18 protein-coding genes are annotated in these 16,986 nt (G+C 67.7%); 9 read left to right on the plus strand and 9 right to left on the minus strand.

From position 1 onward, the window contains the following. Positions 1–13: 13 nt before the first annotated feature. From ABIB14_RS08515 to ABIB14_RS08525, 3 genes are all read right to left on the minus strand, one after another. The gene (locus ABIB14_RS08515) at positions 14–331 is read right to left on the minus strand and encodes a putative quinol monooxygenase (RefSeq protein WP_354235444.1); all 318 of its coding nucleotides are present in this window, start codon (positions 329–331) and stop codon (positions 14–16) included. Between the two features lie 218 nt (positions 332–549). Next, a complete protein-coding gene (locus ABIB14_RS08520; RefSeq protein WP_354235445.1) occupies positions 550–1,098 on the minus strand; it encodes a DUF1990 domain-containing protein in 549 nt (182 codons plus the stop codon). Next, positions 1,095–1,508, minus strand: a complete 414-nt coding sequence (locus ABIB14_RS08525; protein WP_354235446.1) for an MmcQ/YjbR family DNA-binding protein — start codon at positions 1,506–1,508, stop codon at positions 1,095–1,097. The genes ABIB14_RS08520 and ABIB14_RS08525 overlap by 4 nt, the downstream gene beginning before the upstream one ends. 236 nt (positions 1,509–1,744) lie before the next feature. On the opposite strand from ABIB14_RS08525, the gene ABIB14_RS08530 reads away from it, so the two are divergent. Next, a complete protein-coding gene (locus ABIB14_RS08530; protein ID WP_354235447.1) occupies positions 1,745–2,773 on the plus strand; it encodes an isopenicillin N synthase family dioxygenase in 1,029 nt (342 codons plus the stop codon). 28 nt (positions 2,774–2,801) lie between these two features. Here ABIB14_RS08530 and ABIB14_RS08535 read toward each other — a convergent pair whose 3' ends face one another. Both ABIB14_RS08535 and ABIB14_RS08540 read right to left on the minus strand, forming a co-directional pair. Continuing rightward, entirely contained in the window at positions 2,802–3,680 is an 879-nt protein-coding gene (locus tag ABIB14_RS08535) for a polysaccharide deacetylase family protein (protein WP_354235448.1), read from the minus strand. 74 nt (positions 3,681–3,754) lie between these two features. Then, on the minus strand, positions 3,755–4,177 hold the full coding sequence (locus tag ABIB14_RS08540) for a CoA-binding protein (protein WP_354235449.1): 423 nt from the start codon (positions 4,175–4,177) through the stop codon (positions 3,755–3,757). A gap of 337 nt (positions 4,178–4,514) precedes the next feature. Here ABIB14_RS08540 and ABIB14_RS08545 point away from each other — a divergent pair, with 337 nt between their 5' ends. The 7 genes from ABIB14_RS08545 (at position 4,515) to ABIB14_RS08575 (ending at position 12,741) form a co-directional block, all read left to right on the plus strand. After that, entirely contained in the window at positions 4,515–5,408 is an 894-nt protein-coding gene (locus ABIB14_RS08545; RefSeq protein ID WP_354235450.1) for an ABC transporter ATP-binding protein, read from the plus strand. A 99-nt stretch (positions 5,409–5,507) separates the two neighbouring features. Further along, positions 5,508–6,560 carry an aliphatic sulfonate ABC transporter substrate-binding protein gene (locus ABIB14_RS08550; protein WP_354235451.1) on the plus strand — a complete coding sequence of 351 codons (1,053 nt, stop codon included), beginning with the start codon at positions 5,508–5,510 and terminating at the stop codon, positions 6,558–6,560. Beyond that, positions 6,560–7,471 carry an ABC transporter permease gene (locus ABIB14_RS08555; protein WP_354235452.1) on the plus strand — a complete coding sequence of 304 codons (912 nt, stop codon included), beginning with the start codon at positions 6,560–6,562 and terminating at the stop codon, positions 7,469–7,471. The genes ABIB14_RS08550 and ABIB14_RS08555 overlap by 1 nt, the downstream gene beginning before the upstream one ends. Then, positions 7,462–9,570, plus strand: a complete 2,109-nt coding sequence (locus ABIB14_RS08560) for an acetate--CoA ligase (RefSeq protein ID WP_354235530.1) — start codon at positions 7,462–7,464, stop codon at positions 9,568–9,570. Before ABIB14_RS08555 ends, ABIB14_RS08560 begins: the two co-directional genes overlap by 10 nt. A gap of 23 nt (positions 9,571–9,593) precedes the next feature. Further along, positions 9,594–10,787 (plus strand): dimethylsulfone monooxygenase SfnG, encoded by a 1,194-nt coding sequence (gene sfnG / locus ABIB14_RS08565; protein WP_354235453.1) that lies wholly within the window; start codon positions 9,594–9,596, stop codon positions 10,785–10,787. Then, positions 10,787–12,247, plus strand: coding sequence for an O-acetylhomoserine aminocarboxypropyltransferase/cysteine synthase family protein (locus tag ABIB14_RS08570; RefSeq protein ID WP_354235454.1), 1,461 nt, complete (start codon positions 10,787–10,789; stop codon positions 12,245–12,247). The genes sfnG and ABIB14_RS08570 overlap by 1 nt, the downstream gene beginning before the upstream one ends. Beyond that, complete coding sequence (locus ABIB14_RS08575; RefSeq protein WP_354235455.1) at positions 12,244–12,741, plus strand: CoA-binding protein; 498 nt, start codon at positions 12,244–12,246, stop codon at positions 12,739–12,741. The genes ABIB14_RS08570 and ABIB14_RS08575 overlap by 4 nt, the downstream gene beginning before the upstream one ends. Before the next feature lie 80 nt (positions 12,742–12,821). Here the strand turns inward: ABIB14_RS08575 and ABIB14_RS08580 are convergent, their stop codons facing one another. The 3 genes from ABIB14_RS08580 to ABIB14_RS08590 all read right to left on the minus strand — a co-directional run bounded on the left by ABIB14_RS08580 (position 12,822) and on the right by ABIB14_RS08590 (position 14,669). Beyond that, positions 12,822–13,541: a hypothetical protein gene (locus ABIB14_RS08580; RefSeq protein WP_354235456.1), complete on the minus strand. Its 720-nt coding sequence runs from the start codon at positions 13,539–13,541 to the stop codon at positions 12,822–12,824. Beyond that, entirely contained in the window at positions 13,538–14,086 is a 549-nt protein-coding gene (locus tag ABIB14_RS08585; RefSeq protein ID WP_354235457.1) for an RNA polymerase sigma factor, read from the minus strand. Before ABIB14_RS08585 ends, ABIB14_RS08580 begins: the two co-directional genes overlap by 4 nt. A gap of 97 nt (positions 14,087–14,183) precedes the next feature. After that, on the minus strand, positions 14,184–14,669 hold the full coding sequence (locus tag ABIB14_RS08590; RefSeq protein WP_354235458.1) for a hypothetical protein: 486 nt from the start codon (positions 14,667–14,669) through the stop codon (positions 14,184–14,186). A gap of 281 nt (positions 14,670–14,950) precedes the next feature. On the opposite strand from ABIB14_RS08590, the gene ABIB14_RS08595 reads away from it, so the two are divergent. Continuing rightward, a complete protein-coding gene (locus ABIB14_RS08595; RefSeq protein ID WP_354235459.1) occupies positions 14,951–15,478 on the plus strand; it encodes a DUF427 domain-containing protein in 528 nt (175 codons plus the stop codon). 69 nt (positions 15,479–15,547) lie between these two features. On the opposite strand, the gene ABIB14_RS08600 is transcribed toward ABIB14_RS08595, so the two are convergent. Further along, positions 15,548–16,837, minus strand: a complete 1,290-nt coding sequence (locus ABIB14_RS08600; RefSeq protein ID WP_354235460.1) for an adenylosuccinate synthase — start codon at positions 16,835–16,837, stop codon at positions 15,548–15,550. Positions 16,838–16,986: the final 149 nt, after the last annotated feature.

The raw sequence follows: 16,986 nt of genomic DNA on the forward strand, positions 1-16,986 counted from the left end.
CAATCGACGCAGGCTAGATGGCGAGTTCGCCCATCCGGTCCCAGCCCTCGCCGTCGAGCTGGCGGCTGATGATCCGAGGCGTCTCGGCCAGCGCCTGCGGCATGTCCGCCATGGCCTGCTTGAAGTGGCTGCTGTTGACGTGGTCCCCGGCGGCGTCGTCCTTGAAGGCCTCGACCAGGACGAATTCGTTGGGGTCCTCCACGCTGCGGGACCAGTCGAACCAGAGATTGCCCGGCTCCCGCCGGGTGGCCCGGGTGAACTCGTCCACCAGGCCGAGCCAGCGCTCGGACCAGTCGGGCTTGACCTTAAATTTGACGACAATGAAGATCACTGAAATTCCTTTCTATCGGGTAAAAAAACCTGGTGTGCGGCGCTCAGCAGGCCTTGATGGCCTCGCAGGCGAGGTCCCGCTGCCGCGGGGTCCCGATCCGGCCGTGTCATAGTCCGCATCCGCGATCGCCGCACGGAACCGGGCTTCCGAGCGGCCGGGATCGTCGAAGTTCCACAATCGGTCAAGGGTTTGTTGATCAAGCATCCATTGGCTTCTGCTCAGCCCACACCTGCGGCCAGTTCTTGGGCACTCCTAATGTATCGGGAAGTGACGTGGCGCCGTGCCCGCCGGCTCACGGCGCCGCCTGCGGCGTAGAACCAGTTGGACGGGCCGCCGAACGCGGTGATCGTGATCGTCACCATCCCCTGCGCATCGATGGAGATCTCGAATGCCTCTTCGCCGCGGACCGGATGGCCCGGCAGCGTGCCGTAGCCGAAACCGGCGGACTGCGGCCCGCCGCCCGGCACCGGCCGCCGGACCCAGACCACTTCGCAGGGCGCGTTGATCCGGAAGGGGCCGACGCCGAAGCCGCTCACCACGCGCGTGCCGGGAACCACGACGTCGGATTCCGCCCGGACCCGCAGCCCGGCCCGCTTGTGCAACTGCCAGGTCAGGAGCCCCTGCACCGCACGCCGGTAGGCGGCTTCGCCGTCGCCCACGGAGGCCTGGGTGACGAGGCAGTCGCTGCCTTCGGGCGGCACTCCGTTCTCGGTGGCCCCGATTCCCGCGTAGTTCAATTCGCCGCCGGCGATCCGGGGAGTGCTCATGGCCGTGTCTCCCCGGGTACGAGCCGGGCCCAGCCCAACTGCTCCTGCTGCCGCCGGCTGAGCGTGGCGACGACGAGGTCGTAGGAGTCCTCCACCATGTCGCGGACCATCGAATCGGGCAGGGTCCCGTCCAGCCGGACCCCGTTCCAGTGCTTCTTGTTCAGGTGCCAGGCGCCGGTGATAGCCGGGTGCGCTGCCCGCAACTGTTCGGCAAGGGCGGGTTCGCATTTGAGGCTCACCGCGAAGGCGTCCGGATCCATGGCGGACAGGGCGAACATCTTGGCTTCGTGCCGGGCCCCGCCGGGCACCGCCGCACGGACCTTGAAAACCGCGGTTTCCGGGCCGAACGGAAAATCCTCGAAGGCGCCGGGGAAGCCCAGGCAAATCCCACGGAGTGCGGCTACGTCCATGCCATGAGCCTATCGGCTGTCGCCTACCCGGCAAGGCGCACATCTCCGATGCTGTGCAGCCCTTCCAGGGTGGTGCCGTTGACCTCCTAGCCGCCAACCATTCGGGCCTTGAACGCCACCGGGGTGCGATCCAGTTCCGGATCGGCGGCGGCCGGCTCGTGTGTCGTGGACATCGAACGCTGGGAGATGTTCGATGATGCCTCCCGCCGGCTGCCCGGCAGTGCTAGTCTCCGAACATGTCACCTGAACGGGCCACCATCCCAGTTCTGGACCTGAGCACCGCACGCCGGCCCTACGGTTCCTTCAGCCCGGAATTCATCGGCCAGCTGCGGGACGCCGCGCATAACGTTGGCTTTTTCCAGATCACCGGCTACGGCGCCGCCCCCGGCCAGGCCGAGGAACTTCTGGGCCTCCTCCGGCGCTTCTTCGAACTGCCTCTCGAGGAGCGGATGAAGCTGGACAACAGGCTCTCACCGCACTTCCGCGGTTACACCCGGATGGGCACCGAAGTCACCCAGGGCAAGGCGGACGCGCGGGAGCAGATCGATTACTCTCCCGAACGCGAGCCCATCCACAATTACCCTGCTGAGCAGCCCTACTGGCTGCTTCAGGGCCCCAACCTCTGGCCTGACCATGCAATGCCCGAGCTCAAGCCGGCGGCCATGGCCTGGGCCGAGCTGATGTCCGGCGTCGGGATGGAGCTGCTCCGCGGCATCGCGGTCTCCCTCGGCCTGCCGGAGGAACACTTCGACGCACCCTTCAGCGACGAACCTGCCTGGATGGGCAAGCTGGTGCACTACGTCGGCGGCGTGGTGGAAGCTGCGGGCGACCAGGGCGTCGGATCGCACGCCGACTACGGTTTTGTCACCCTCCTCCTCCAGGACGACGTCGGCGGCCTGGAAGTACTCCCACCCGGGACCACGGAGTGGGCAACCGTTGAGCCGATTCCGGGAGCACTCGTGGTGAACGTCGGCGAGATGCTGGAGGTTGCCACCGAGGGCTACCTCGTCGCCACCATCCACCGGGTCAAGGCGCCACCGCCGGGCGTGGACCGCTACTCCGTCCCGTTCTTCTGGTCCCCGCGGCTGGACTCCGTGATCGACGCCGTGCCGCTGCCGCCGGAGCTGAAAGCCCAGGCCCGCGGGCTCTCGGATGATCCCGCTAACCCGATGCTGGCCTCCTTTGGCCTGAACATGCTCAAGGGCAGGATGCGCGCCCACCCGGACGTGACCGAACGGCACTACCCCGGCCTGATGCAACGCTGACCGCCAGTCCTGTCAGTCAGGGTGCGGCTCAGGCAACGCCAAGGAAGTCCTCGAGCAGCACCACTTCAAGGCCGGCCGCGTGCTGGGCGGCCCGGAAGGCGGCCAGATCGGCGGCGAATTCGGGCCGGAAGTGCATCAGCACGATATCTCCCGGACGCAAGCCCTTACCGTACTGGTAGTCCATGTGGCCGGCGTTGGACTTGGCCTCCCAGGTGATGATCGCCTTCATCCCCGCGGCCGCGACCGCCTGCCGCATGGCGACGGAGTAGGCGCCCCCGGGCGGCCGGAACAGCGTGGGGCGGCGTCCGAACTGCTGCTGGGCGTAGTCCTGCATCCCGGTGATTTCCGCAAGCTGCTGCTGATACCCCAGTTGGCTGACCATGTTGATGTTATGGCTGACGGTGTGGTTCTCCACCAGGCTGCCCTGGGCGGCGAACTGCTTAAAGAAGTCCGGATTGTCCCGGACAAAGTTCCGGGTCAGGAAGATCGACGCCGGATAGTCGTACTCCGCCATCAGCCGGGCCATTTCGGGTGTCTTTGTGACGCCGTCGTCGATGGTCAGGAAGACCACCGGATGCTTCGTGTCGATCTTGGTGAGGACAGGCGCGAGTCCGTTTTGGATCGGGGGCAACCGGAAGTCCGGCGTGTACCGCGCGCGCCCGCGGCGGGCCAGGCCCTCGTCGGGGAGCACCGGCTTGCGCTGGCTGCCCGGCCGCACCGGCACCGCGGCCACCTGTGGCACCGCCGGATTCGAAAGCGTGGCGGCCGCCGGCCCGGACGCCGGCGAAGCCTGGTCGGCCGGCTCCGCGCAGGCTCCCAACGCCGCCGCCAGTGAGGCACCCAAGAGCGTCAGGGCGGTCCTGCGCCCCGGGGTCGCCGGCGGCGGTGGCGCGTGGTGCTCACACATGTCTGGTCCCAGCATAGCGAAATAGGTCAGGCGCAGGTTAGCAGAGAGAAGTGACTGACCGGCGACGCCCGCCGTCAGAGGCCCAGGCGTGGCGCCTCCCGGGCCGGACACGCGTTCATCACGACGCCCAGGCCGGCCGCCTTGGCACGCTCCGCAGCGGCCTCGTCGATAACGCCCAGCTGTAGCCAGACGGCCTTCGCGCCGGCCGCAATCGACTGGTCCACCACGTCCCCCACCTTCCTGGAATTCACGAAGCAATCGACGACGTCGATCGGCGGCCCGGACGGGATGTCAGCCAGCCGGGCGTAGCCCGTCACGCCGTGGACAGGGTCGCCCGGAAGATTGACCGGGATAATCTCCATGCCGAGGCGGTCCCGAATGAACAGGGACGTGTCATAGGCGGCGCGCCACTCATTGGTGCTGAGGCCCACGATCGCCCACCTGCCCTTGGTGCGCAGGAGCCGTTCGATGACTGCGGGATCGTTCACGTGGTTCATCTGCTCAGCCTACGTCCGCCCGCTGCGAGGACAGGGCGGCCCGTCGACGAAAGAAGGCAATCCGAATAATCGACGCGCGGTCCACTCCACAGCGGTAGGTGTCCGAATATTACGCGGCCAACTTGAGCAAAACCGGCGATTCCGTTTTAGTGGGTAGTGACCATCCCGAGCGGCCGAGAGACCTGGATCGATGAAGCCGCAGCAACCCTGGTCGTTGGAAGTCCTCCCCGGAGTCTGGCGATAGCAAGGCAGCGAGCCACGGGAACGGCCGGACTGACCACCCGGACCGGAGGCTCGTTCCGAAGGGTGCTACTGCCAGGACCGATGGAGTATCCCTATGACTGCTGTCCTGTCCCCCTCCTCGACTGAGGCACCGGCAAACACGCCCGCCGGCACAACCACCCGGACGACTGCCCTGCCGGTGTACTTCCGCGGACTGAGCCGTTCCTTCGGCCCCGGCTCCGAGGCGCATACGGTGCTGCGCGACGTGAGCTTTGACGTGCGGGCCGGCGAAGTTCTGGCCATTCTCGGCGCGTCCGGCTGCGGGAAGTCCACCCTGCTGCGCGCCGCCGCGGGCCTCGATGCCCCGAGCTCCGGCAGCGTCGAAATCGACGGCGTACCGGTCCAGGGCGTGGATTCCCGGTGTGCTTTCGCTTTCCAGGAGCCCCGCCTGCTGCCGTGGCACACCTTGCAGGCGAACATCGCGATCGGCCTCCCCACGGGCGTCAGCGCCAGGGAGGGCAGGGCCAAGGTGTCCCGGCTCCTCGAACTCGTGGGACTGCAGGACTTCGCCAAGCACCGTCCGCGCGAGGTCTCCGGCGGCATGGCCCAGCGCGCCTCGCTGGCCCGCGCCCTGGCCCGCAACCCCGGCGTCCTGCTGCTCGACGAACCCTTCGGCGCACTCGACGCCCTGACCCGGATCAAAATGCAGGACCTGCTGCTGGACGTCCACCGCGCGGAGCCGACCACTGTGCTGCTCGTGACTCACGACGTCGACGAGGCCCTTCAACTGGCCGACCGCATCATCGTCCTCGGTAAGGAAACGGGCCAGCCGACGCCCGGCATGCCCGGCGCCGTCCTGGAAGGCACCCCGGAGGCCGCTGCGGCGCCCGGCGCCACGATTGTCCGCACCGTCGTCGTACCCGGCGAACGCCCCCGTGACCGGGCTTCGGCCGAACTGGCCCGAATGCGGGCCTCACTCCTGGCGAGCCTCGGCGTCGACGGCCACTAGCCGCCGCACTCCCTCCTCTCCTGCCCGGCCGGAAGCGCTGCTGGAAGCGCCCGCCCTCACATTTTTTGACCCCTCCGCACCGTTCTCAAAGGAACTTTCATGACCTTCGCCCGCAGAATCAGCCGCCGCGCCACCCGCCGTTCGTTCCTCACCGCCGCGGCCGTCTCCGCTGCAGTCGCCCTCACCGGCTGCGCCGCCGGCGAAGGCTCCGGCGGCCAGCCGGCAGCCAGCGGCGCCGCCGGCGGCACCCTGAACATCGACTTCGCCACGTACAACCCGCTGAGCCTCGTGATCAAGAAAAAGGGCTGGCTCGAGACCTCCCTCAAGGACCAGGGCGTGACCGTAAAGTGGGTCCAGTCGGCCGGCTCCAACAAGGCCAACGAAGCCCTGCGGTCCGGCGCGATCGACGTCGGTTCAACCGCCGGTTCGGCCGCCCTCCTGGCCAAGGCCAACGGATCGCCGATCAAGGCCATCGACATCTACTCCCAGCCCGAGTGGGCTGCCCTCGTGGCCAAGCCCGGTTCCGGCATCAACACGGTGGCGGATCTCAAAGGCAAGTCCGTGGCCGCCACGAAGGGCACCGATCCCTACTTCTTCCTGCTCCAGTCGCTGTCCGAGGCCGGGCTGTCAGCCAAGGACGTGACCGTGCAGAACCTGCAGCACGCCGACGGCCGCACCGCGCTGGAAAACGGCTCCGTGGACGCATGGTCTGGCCTGGACCCGATCATGGCCGGCGCGGAGCAGAAGGGCGCCAAGCTCTTCTACCGGAACCTCTCGTTCAACACCTACGGCTTCCTGAACGCCACGGAATCCTTCCTCAAGGACAAGCCGAAGCAGGCGCAGGCCGTCGTCAACGCCTACGAGAAGGCCCGCGCCTGGGCCGCGGCCAACCCGGACGAGACCGCGCAGATCCTCGCCGACGCCGCCGGACTGGACCTCGCCGTCGCGAAGACCGTGGTGCTGGAGCGCAGCAACCTCAACGTGAACCCGGCGCCGGGCGACGCGCAGCGCAAGGTCCTGGCCAAGATCGGGCCGACCTTCGTGGAGACCGGCGACGTCGCGAGCCAGAAGCAGATCGACGACGCCGTCGCCACCCTTCTCGATGACTCGCTGGTGAGGAAGGCGGACGCGTCCGCCATCAAGGATTCCTGATGTCCCACCTCGGAAATCACTACCTCACCGGCAACAGTGTTGCGGACGGGCGCGCTGCAGCCGCCCCCGCAACTCCGGCAGACGCCGCCCGGCCGAACTCCCCCGTGAAGGGTGGAGGCGGCTCCCCGGCGAACGGATGGTCCCCCGCCGGGATCCTGGCCAACGGCTGGGCGCGTCTGCTCCTTGGATTGATCATTCCCGCGGCTGTGCTGGCCGCCTGGCAGCTGTCCACGGCCGCCGGGGTGTTCAGCGTGGTCCAGCTTCCTCCGCCGGCCATGGTGCTGGAGGCCGGCCTGGACCTGCTCCAACGCGGGCAGCTCGGGCAGCACATCGCGATCTCCACCCAGCGCGTGCTGATCGGCTTCGCTGCGGGCGCCGCGCTGGGGCTCGTGTTCGGATCACTGGTGGGCCTGTCCCGGTTCGCCGATGCCCTGCTCGCACCCACGATCGGCGCCCTCCGGGCCGTTCCTTCACTGGCCTGGGTGCCGCTGCTGATCCTCTGGATGAAGATCGGCGAGGACTCCAAGGTCACCCTGATCCTGATCGGGGCGTTCTTCCCCGTCTTCACCACCGTTTCGCTGGCGCTGCGCCACGTGGACCGGAACCTGGTGGAAGCCGCCCGAGCGTTCGGCCTCAAGGGGGTGAGGCTGCTGACAACTGTCCAGCTTCCGGCGGTCGTGCCGGCCGTGTTCTCCGGGCTCCGGCTCGCACTGGCCCAGGCCTGGCTGTTCCTGGTGGCGGCAGAACTCATCGCATCGTCGATGGGGCTGGGCTTCCTGCTCACGGATTCACAGAACAACGGCCGCACGGATCGGCTGCTGCTGGCCATCGTGCTGCTCGCGGTGATCGGCAAGATCACAGACGCCCTGCTCGGGCTGGCGGAGAAATGGGCGGTAAAACGATGGGCGTGACCGTGACAGGAGCCGGCGCGGTCGCTACGACGGCGGCCCCGCTGTCCGAGGCGGCCCGCATCGCCTTCTGGGAACAGGCAGCGCTGCGCCTGGACTGGGCGGATGCCCCCGGCCGCTCTTCCGCCGCCGGCACCCCCTGGCACACGGCCCACCGCCGTATCCCGGCCGACGTCGACGCCGGCACCGGCCCGGACATCCGCTGGTTCGAGGGCGGCAAGCTGAACGTCGCCTATAACTGCGTGGACCGCCACGTCGCGGCGGGACGCGGGAACAAGGTGGCCCTGCACTTCGAAGGCGAGCCGGGCGACCGCCGCACCATCAGCTACGCCGAACTGCAGCGCGAGGTCTCCAAGGCAGCCAACGCCCTGCTGGACCTCGGTATCACCCAGGGCGACCGGGTGGTCATCTACCTGCCGGTGATCCCGGAAACTGTCATCATCACGCTCGCGGTGGCGCGGATCGGCGCCATTCACTCGCTGGTGTTCGGCGGCTTCTCCGCAGAGGCGCTCAAATTCCGGGTCGAGGACACCTCGGCCAAACTGCTGGTGACCACGGACGGGCAGTTCCGCCGCGGCGTGGCCGTCCCGGTCAAGGACAACGCGGACGCCGCCGTTGCCGGGGACAACTCCGTCGAGCACGTGCTGGTGGTCAACCGGACCACCCCGGCCGACGAACTGGATGCCGTCCCGATGACCGCCGGCCGCGATGTGTGGTGGCATGACGCCGTCGGGCACGCCTCCGACGTCCACGAACCGGAGGCCTTCGACGCCGAGACGCCGCTGTTCATCATGTACACCTCCGGCACCACGGGCAAGCCCAAGGGTCTGGTCCACACCTCCGGCGGCTACCTCACGCAGGCATCCTGGAGCTTCGAGCACCTGTTCAGCAACCCGGACCCTGCCCTTAGGGACCAGGACGTCCACTGGTGTACGGCAGATCTCGCCTGGGTTACCGCGCACACCTACGAGCTCTACGGTCCGCTTTCCAACGGCGCCACCCAGGTCATCTTCGAGGGCACGCCCAACACCCCGCACCCGGGCCGGCACTTCGAAATCATCGAACGATACCGGGTCACGCAGTATTACACCGCGCCCACCCTGGTCCGCTCGCTGATGGGCTGGTTCCCGGACGGCGTCCCGGCCAGTTACGACCTCTCCTCGATCCGGCTGCTCGGCACCGTCGGCGAGGCCGTCAACCCGGAGGCGTGGCGCTGGTTCCGGGCGAACGTCGGGGCCGGCACCGCCCCCGTCGTGGACACCTGGTGGCAGTCCGAAACCGGCGCCACCATCCTCTCCCCCGCCCCGACCGACACCGAGTTCAAGCCGGGGTGCGCCGCCCGGCCGCTGCCCGGCGTCGGCACCCGGATCGTGGACGAGGCCGGCAACACGGTCCCGCCCGGCGTCCAGGGCTTCATCGTGGTGGACGCCCCCGGCCCCGCCATGGCCCGGACCGTCTGGGGTAACCCGCAGCGCTACTTCGATTCGTACTGGCGCCAGTACGCGGCCCGGGGCTGGTTCCTCGCCGGGGACGGCGCCAAGTACGACGACGACGGCGACATCTGGATCCTCGGCCGGGTGGATGACACCCTCAACGTCTCCGGACATCTGCTCTCCACCATCGAAATCGAATCGGCCCTCGTCTCGCACCCGGACGTGGTGGAGGCCGGCGTCTGCCCGGTCGCGGACCCGAAGACCGGCCATGCCATCGTCGCGTTCGTAGTGCTGCGTCAGTCGGCGGCGATTTCCTCGGTAGCCGCGCATCGCGCGAGCGAGGAACGAGCGAGTGTAGTGATTGGGCTGGGGTCCCCGGGCGAGCTTGCGAGCTCGGGGGAGTCCGTGAACGCTAAGCGGCGCAAGGACATCGACGCCGAACTGCGGGCCCACGTCGCGAAGGCCATCGGGCCGATCGCTAAGCCGCGCGACGTCGTCGTCGTTCCTGATGTGCCCAAGACGCGCAGCGGCAAGATCATGCGCCGGCTGCTGACCCAGCTGTTCGAGGGCACCACGCTCGGCGACACCACTTCCCTGCAGAACGAACCGTCGATCGCCGGCATCCAACAGGTGCTCCGTGAACGCAACATCCCCGGGAATGCCCCATGAATACCCCAGAAGTAAGGAAAACCATGACTGACATCAGTGACGTCGCCCGCCTTTCCGAACCGCTCAAGTTCGCCTACTGGGTCCCCAATGTCTCCGGCGGCCTCGTGGTCTCCACGATCGAACAGCGCACCGGCTGGGACTTCGACTACAACAAGAAGCTGGCCTGGATCGCGGAAAACTCCGGTTTCGAATACGCCCTGACCCAGACCCGCTACGCCGCCTCCTACGGAGCGGATAAGCAGCATGAGGCCACTTCATTCAGCCTCGCCCTGCTGGCCGCCACCGAGCGGCTCAAGGTGATCTCCGCCGTCCATCCGGGCATGTGGCACCCGGGGGTGCTGGCGAAATTCATCATCACCGCGGACCACATCTCCAACGGCCGCGCCGCCGTGAACATCGTCTCCGGCTGGCTCAAGGCGGAGTTCGAGAACTTCGGCCTCGAATGGCTCGAACACGACGAGCGCTACGTCCGGACCGAGGAGTTCATCCGCGTCCTCCGCGGGCTCTGGACCGAGCAGGAGTACAGCCAGTCCGGCAAGTACTACAACATCACCGACTTCACTCTGCAGCCGGCCCCGGTCGACGTGCCGGGACGCGCGCACCCGGAAGTCTTCTTCGGCGGCAACTCGACCGCGGCGCAGGCCACCGCCGGCCGGGTGGCGGACTGGTACTTCTCCAACGGCAAGGACCTCGAAGGGTTCAAGGAAAACATCGCCGGCGTGGTCGCTTCCGCCGGAGAAAGCGGTCGCGGGGCCGGGGGCGCCCTGGGCTCCCCGAGGTTCGGTTTGAACGGCTTCGTGATCGCCCGCGATTCCGAAAAGGAAGCCCGCGACACCCTCCGCGAGATCGTCGAGAAGGCGCACAAGCCCGCCGTCGAGGGTTTCCGCGACGCGGTCCAGGAGGCCGGCGCGTCCACCAAGGACGGCAAGGGCATGTGGGCCGGCTCGAGCTTCGAGGACCTGGTCCAGTACAACGACGGCTTCAAGACCCAGCTGATCGGCACACCGGAGCAGATCGCCGCACGCATCGTGGAATACAAGAAAATCGGCGTGAACCTGTTCCTGACCGGGTACCTGCACTTCCAGGAGGAGGTGGCCGCGTTCGGCCGGGACATCCTGCCGATCGTCCGCGAGCTCGAAGCGGACCTCGCCCGAAAGAACGGCGTGGACCTGGATCTGTCCCGGACGCCCGTGGCACAGGTCGGGGTGAACGCGTAATGGCTGACCGCAAGTTCGGTTTCCGCACCCGCGCGCTGCACGCCGGCGGCACACCAGACGCCGAACACGGCGCCCGCGCCGTGCCGATCTACCAGACCACCTCGTTCGTGTTCAAGGACACCCAGGACGCCGCCAACCTCTTCGCCCTGCAGAAGTACGGCAACATCTACTCCCGGATCGGCAACCCCACGGTCGCCGCGTTCGAGGAGCGCATCGCCTCCCTCGAGGGCGGCATCGGCGCGGTGGCCACGTCCTCCGGCATGGCCGCGGAGTTCATCACCTTCGCTGCGCTCACCCAGTCCGGCGACCACATCGTCGCGGCCTCCCAGCTCTACGGCGGCACGGTGACCCAACTGGACGTCACCCTGCGCCGCTTCGGCGTGGACACCACGTTCGTTCCGGGCACCGACCCGGCGGACTACGCCGCTGCCATCCGGGAGAACACCAAGGCGATCTTCGTCGAGGTGGTGGCCAATCCGTCGTCGGAAGTCCAGGACCTCGAGGGGCTGGCAAAGGTGGCGCACGACGCCGGCATCCCGCTCGTCGTCGACGCCACCCTCAGCACCCCGTACCTGGTGCGGCCGCTCGAGCACGGGGCGGACATCGTGATCCACTCCGCCACCAAGTTCCTCGGCGGCCACGGCACCACCCTGGGCGGCGTCATCGTCGAAAGCGGCCGCTTCGACTGGGACAACGGCAACTTCCCCACCATGACCGAACCGGTGGCCTCCTACGGCAACGTCTCTTGGTGGGGCAACTTCGGCGAGTACGGTTTCCTCACCAAGCTGCGCTGCGAGCAACTGCGTGACATCGGCCCCGCCCTGTCCCCGCAGTCGGCGTTCCAGCTGCTGCAGGGCGTCGAGACGCTACCGCAACGCCTGGACGAACACCTCAAGAACGCGCAGGCGGTGGCCGAATGGCTCGAAGCCGACGAGCGCGTGGCCTACGTAAACTACTCGGGCCTGCCCTCCCACCCGCACTTCGAGCGGGCGCGGAAGTACCTGCCGCTGGGCCCCGGCTCGGTGTTCTCCTTCGGCGTGAAGGGCGGCCGTACCGCGGGCCAGACGTTCATCGAGTCCCTGCAGCTGGCCTCGCACCTGGCCAACGTCGGTGACTCACGGACCCTCGTGATCCACCCGGGCTCCACCACCCACCAGCAGCTCAGCCCGGAGCAGCTCGAGTCGGCCGGAATCCCCGAGGACCTGGTCCGGATCTCAATCGGGCTCGAGGACATCGAGGACATCCTCTGGGATCTGGACCAGGCCCTGGACGTGGCAACAGCCGCGTCGGCCGACGATGTATCCGCGGAAGCGGCGCATCGCGCCGCCGAGGAACGAAGTGGTGAAGTGACCGGCTCGGGGTCCCCGGAGGAGATTGCGAGGCCGGGGGAGGCCGGGAACGCTAAGCCGCGTGCGGACGCATCGTCGGCCGACACCTGCACGATTGGAGCACTGTCATGAGCACGGTAGAAACCCGGACCTGGACCGGGCCGTCCGCGCCGGAGCGGCTGGCGCTGCTGCGCCAGGCGAAGTCGATTGCGATTGTCGGCGCCTCGGACAAGCCGTCCCGCGCGAGCTACTTTGTGGCGACCTACCTGCAGTCCTCCACGCGTTACAAGGTCTACTTCGTAAACCCGGTGGTGAAGGAGATCCTGGGCCAACCGACGTACGCGTCACTGGCTGACCTGCCGGAGAGTCCGGACATCGCAGACGTATTCCGCAAGCACGACGATCTTCCCGGCGTGCTGGAGGAGGCGATCGCCGCGGGCACCAAGACGCTCTGGCTGCAGCTGGGTTCGTGGCATGAGGATGTGGCCAAGGAGGCCGAAGCTGCCGGGCTCGACGTCGTGATGGACCGTTGCGTGAAGATTGAGCATGCCCGCTTTCACGGCGGCCTGCACCTTGCCGGATTCGACACCGGCGTGATCTCCTCGAAGCGGCAGGTCCTCGCCTAAGGGGCCCGGCGTCACCCGACCGGCTCGCATTTGTTGACGTTTTCAGCGCTCATAACGACAACAAGTGCGAGCTGCTTGGGTTAACGCTGGGCGGGGACCCTCGTCGGGAGTTCCGGAATCGCGGGCACCGTCGGCAGTGGGTTCTCCGGAAGGCCCTTGCCGTGCTGACCGGGGAGGCCTGGCGCCAGGGGGCGCAGCGGAGGCGTCGGAAGCACTCCGCCACGTCCCACCGCGGGAGGGGTGACGGCAGGGCCCGGCGACCCCGGAGCCTGAATGTTTCCCGGCGTCAGCGAGGCCGGCGTCGGTGCCGGCGCGGACGTGCCGGCCGGGACCGGGACCGCGGGCACGGCCGGAATGGCATCGGGCGACGGCTCGACCGTGACGTGCATCGGTGCGGGCCCTTGCGACGGGGCCGGCGCGAACATGACGCTGAAGGTGTGGCCGACGTGCTCCCGGAAGTCCTGGCTGGAGGCGGCGACGGCGCCTGCACCCAGGCTCATGGCACCCAGCACGGCGCCGCCCACCAGGGCGATCCGGCGCCCGTGCCCACGGCGACGCTCCGCCAGGCTGCTCACGCCCGCCGGAAGGGCCGCGGTGCCCGGCTCCGTCCCGTCCGCTAAGGACGTTGCGCCGGTTGCCAGCAATGCGGCGAGGTCGGCCCGGGGTACCGGTGCCCGCTCCGGGAGCAGGGCCTGTAGCTGCTCCAGGGTGCTGCGGAGTTCCGTGGCGGCTTCGAGGCCGGAGTCGCGGAGCATCGCCTGGATACTGCCATCCTGCTGGGGGTCGCGTGTTCCGGTCATGATGCTGCGTGGTCCTTTTCGGTTACCAGTTCGCGCAGGGCACTGAGCCCGCGCCGCTGAAGCTGTTTGATGGCACCCGGGGTCTTGCCCATGATGCCGGCCACCTGCTCGATGGATAGGTCTGCGACGATCCGCAGGACCAGGACTTCCCGTTGCTCATCGTTGAGCCGGGCGAGGGTGTGGGTCAGGCCACCGAGGGAACCGAGTGCCTCGTCCTCGGCCGAGGCGGCATGGCGCGCGTCCGTCAACGGATCATATTCGGCGAGGTGCGGTGTCCGTTCGGAACGCCGGTGGTGGTCAACCAGCCTGGCGTGGGCGACGGAGAAAACGAAGGTCCGCAGGCCCTTGTGGCCGCCGGTGACATTCGCAAGTTTGGGCAGGACGTCCACGAAGACGTCCTGGGTCAGGGCCTCGGCGTCGTCAATGCCCTTGGCCCGGAAGTAGCCAAGCACCGCCGGGGCCAGCACGGTATATACGGCGCTGAATCCTGAGGGGTCGCCGGCTAGAGCTGCTGACAGTTCGTCATCGCTCAGCTGGTCTGCCAAGTGGCTTTCCTTCCGTTACCGCCGGGTACGGCTGGGGTGCGGCCCCCGGTATTCTAGCGGCCGCACCCCGTCGCCCCTCAACAGGGGCGCACCTTGATTACTTGTCGAGCCTGGGCAGCTCAACGGACGGGACGGCGGGCACGGCCGGGACCGCGGGGACGCCCTTGGCGCCCGGGGCAGCGACAGTTACGCCGGCGTGGGCCTTGGCTTCGGCGGCGCCCTTCGCGTTGGCGGCGCCGTCGACGGTGACACCGTCGTGGCCCGCTGCAACGTTACCTTCCGAGGATCCCTCGGTACCCTCGACGTCGGCGCCACCCTTGGCGGAGCCGTCAACGTTCGGGGCAGCCGGTACGGCAGGGGGCGCGGGCACTGCCGGGGTGGCCGGCACTGCCGGAACAGCGGGCAGTTCCGCTGTGGCGGGAACAGCCGGTGCGGCAGGGGTGGCCGGCGTCGCGTGGCTCACTTCAGCCTGCTGGGTGCTCGACAGTTGGGCCGCGTTGGCCAGCCCGATTCCGGAGAAACCTCCGACCGCGAGAACAGCGGCGCCGACAGCAATCTTGGTGGTCTTACTAACACTCTTCATGGAAAACGTACATCCTTTGGTTGATTGAAGGCTGGCCGGCGCCTGATGGGGACAGGTGCCGGCCGGAGCATTCATTCCAAGGCCGTCCGTGCCTGATGGGGGGATCAGGGCTTCGGGCGGCGCTTACAAAGGGGTAATCGCCGGGGCCCCCGGAAAGGTTACGCGGCGTTCGAAGATTCTTTTCGCGTCCCTCCGCCCGGGCCAGCCGGGACGCGATTTCGGCGGCCGGGATCGGTCGGCGTTCACAGTTGCATCCCAGCAGAAGATGGCACTATGGGGACATGACTCCAGCCCACGGTTTTTCCGGCTTCTCCCGGCGTCCCCGGCCGATCAAACCCAAGACCGGTCAAGAATCGGTGTGGGACTACCCGCGGCCGCCAAGGGTCGAGCCCCGATCAGAACAGGTCATCGTGCGGCTGGGCGGGCAGGTCATCGCCGATACCACCCATGCAGTGCGCGTCCTGGAGACGAGTCATCCGCCGGTCTACTACCTGCCCCTGGACTCATTCCCTGCCGGGGCACTCGTCCCGGTCGAGGGCACCAGCTTCTGCGAGTTCAAGGGGGAAGCGCGTTACTTCGACGTAGTTGCCGGCGGAGTCGTCGTTCCCCGCGCCGGGTGGGCCTACCCGGAACCCGCCCGGGGCTTCGAGGCGCTTAGCACCCGGGTGGCCCTTTACCCGGGTCACATGGACTCCTGCGAGGTCAACGGCGAGCAGGTGACCTTCCAAGCAGGTGACTTTTACGGCGGTTGGATCACCGCGCAGATCGTTGGTCCGTTCAAGGGTGGCCCGGGCACGGCCGGGTGGTGAGGACATCGCTCTTGCGCGCCGGCAGGACCAGCAGTGATTCAGCCGCCATTCTGAACCAGGAGTCACACGTTAGTCATTGATCAAATCGTTGATCACGATCGTTTGGTCGCGGTCCGGTCCGACGCCGATCGCGGAGAATCGCGTGCCCGAGAGCTTTTCGAGGGCCAGTACGTAGTTCCGGGCGTTCTCCGGCAGGTCAGCCAGAGTGCGGGCACCAGTGATGTCCTCGGTCCAGCCTTCGAAGTACTCGAAGATCGGCTTGGCGTGGTGGAAGTCCGTCTGGGTCATCGGCATTTCGTCGTGCCGGACGCCGTCGACGTCGTAGGCCACGCAGACCGGAATCTGCTCGATCCCGGTGAGCACATCGAGCTTGGTGACGAAGTAGTCGGTGAACCCGTTCACGCGGGCGGCGTGGCGCGCCAGCACGGCGTCGTACCAACCGCAGCGGCGCGGCCGGCCGGTGTTGACGCCGAACTCGCCGCCCGTCTTCTGCAGGTACAGGCCCATCTCATCAAACAGTTCGGTGGGGAACGGCCCGGCGCCCACCCGGGTGGTGTAGGCCTTGATGATGCCGATGGAGCGGGAGATCCGGGTGGGGCCGATGCCAGAGCCCACGCAGGCGCCGCCCGCGGTCGGGTTGGAGGAGGTCACGAACGGGTAGGTGCCGTGGTCGACGTCCAGGAACGTGGCCTGGCCGCCCTCCATGAGGACCACCTTGCCCTCGTCCAGCGCCGTGTTCAGGACGAACGTGCTGTCGATGACCAGCGGGCGGAGGCGTTCGGCGAAGGAGAGGAAGTACTCCACGATCTCGTCCACCTCGATGTCGCGGCGGTTATAGACCTTGACCAGGAGCTCGTTCTTCTGGCGCAGGGAGCCTTCAACCTTCTGGCGCAGGATGGAGGCGTCGAAGACGTCCTGGACGCGGATGCCGAGGCGCGCCACCTTGTCCATGTAAGCCGGGCCGATGCCGCGGCCGGTGGTGCCGATCGCACGGCTGCCCAGGAACCGCTCGGTGACCTTGTCCAGCACCTGGTGGTAGGGCGCCACGAGGTGGGCGTTGGCGGAGACGCGCAGCTTGGACGTGTCCGCGCCGCGGGCTTCGAGGCCGTCGATCTCCTGGAACAGGGCTTCGAGGTTCACCACGCAGCCGTTGCCGATCACCGGGACCGCGTTCGGGCTCAGGATGCCGGCCGGAAGGAGCTTCAGCTCATACTTCTCACCGCCCACGACGACGGTGTGGCCGGCGTTGTTGCCGCCATTCGGCTTCACGACGTAGTCGACGCGGTGGCCGAGCAGGTCGGTGGCCTTACCTTTGCCTTCGTCGCCCCATTGGGCTCCGACGATCACGATTGCTGGCATGGGATCCTCCCCCATTCGTTCGGGCCGAACTGTGTATTTGACCGGGTGGTCGCCGCAGCTCAGCGCCGTTCATGAGAATGCCCCGAATCTACCGCTGTGCTCTTACCATCAACGCCAGAGTCCGGGGCTCTTACCACCCAAGTTTAGCC

Origin of the sequence: Arthrobacter sp. UYEF3 (assembly GCF_040546245.1) — a bacterium.
Classification (GTDB): Bacteria; Actinomycetota; Actinomycetes; order Actinomycetales; family Micrococcaceae; genus Arthrobacter.

What these genes read in the sequence shown, in the direction of transcription:
- ABIB14_RS08520 (WP_354235445.1), bottom strand. Translation starts at nt 1,098, where the DNA reads ATGAGCACTCCCCGGATCGCCGGCGGCGAATTGAACTACGCGGGAATC.
- ABIB14_RS08525 (WP_354235446.1), bottom strand. Translation starts at nt 1,508, where the DNA reads ATGGACGTAGCCGCACTCCGTGGGATTTGCCTGGGCTTCCCCGGCGCC.
- ABIB14_RS08530 (WP_354235447.1), top strand. Translation starts at nt 1,745, where the DNA reads ATGTCACCTGAACGGGCCACCATCCCAGTTCTGGACCTGAGCACCGCA.
- ABIB14_RS08535 (WP_354235448.1), bottom strand. Translation starts at nt 3,680, where the DNA reads ATGTGTGAGCACCACGCGCCACCGCCGCCGGCGACCCCGGGGCGCAGG.
- ABIB14_RS08540 (WP_354235449.1), bottom strand. Translation starts at nt 4,177, where the DNA reads ATGAACCACGTGAACGATCCCGCAGTCATCGAACGGCTCCTGCGCACC.
- ABIB14_RS08545 (WP_354235450.1), top strand. Translation starts at nt 4,515, where the DNA reads ATGACTGCTGTCCTGTCCCCCTCCTCGACTGAGGCACCGGCAAACACG.
- ABIB14_RS08550 (WP_354235451.1), top strand. Translation starts at nt 5,508, where the DNA reads ATGACCTTCGCCCGCAGAATCAGCCGCCGCGCCACCCGCCGTTCGTTC.
- ABIB14_RS08555 (WP_354235452.1), top strand. Translation starts at nt 6,560, where the DNA reads ATGTCCCACCTCGGAAATCACTACCTCACCGGCAACAGTGTTGCGGAC.
- ABIB14_RS08560 (WP_354235530.1), top strand. Translation starts at nt 7,462, where the DNA reads ATGGGCGTGACCGTGACAGGAGCCGGCGCGGTCGCTACGACGGCGGCC.
- sfnG (WP_354235453.1), top strand. Translation starts at nt 9,594, where the DNA reads ATGACTGACATCAGTGACGTCGCCCGCCTTTCCGAACCGCTCAAGTTC.
- ABIB14_RS08570 (WP_354235454.1), top strand. Translation starts at nt 10,787, where the DNA reads ATGGCTGACCGCAAGTTCGGTTTCCGCACCCGCGCGCTGCACGCCGGC.
- ABIB14_RS08575 (WP_354235455.1), top strand. Translation starts at nt 12,244, where the DNA reads ATGAGCACGGTAGAAACCCGGACCTGGACCGGGCCGTCCGCGCCGGAG.
- ABIB14_RS08580 (WP_354235456.1), bottom strand. Translation starts at nt 13,541, where the DNA reads ATGACCGGAACACGCGACCCCCAGCAGGATGGCAGTATCCAGGCGATG.
- ABIB14_RS08590 (WP_354235458.1), bottom strand. Translation starts at nt 14,669, where the DNA reads ATGAAGAGTGTTAGTAAGACCACCAAGATTGCTGTCGGCGCCGCTGTT.
- ABIB14_RS08595 (WP_354235459.1), top strand. Translation starts at nt 14,951, where the DNA reads ATGACTCCAGCCCACGGTTTTTCCGGCTTCTCCCGGCGTCCCCGGCCG.
- ABIB14_RS08600 (WP_354235460.1), bottom strand. Translation starts at nt 16,837, where the DNA reads ATGCCAGCAATCGTGATCGTCGGAGCCCAATGGGGCGACGAAGGCAAA.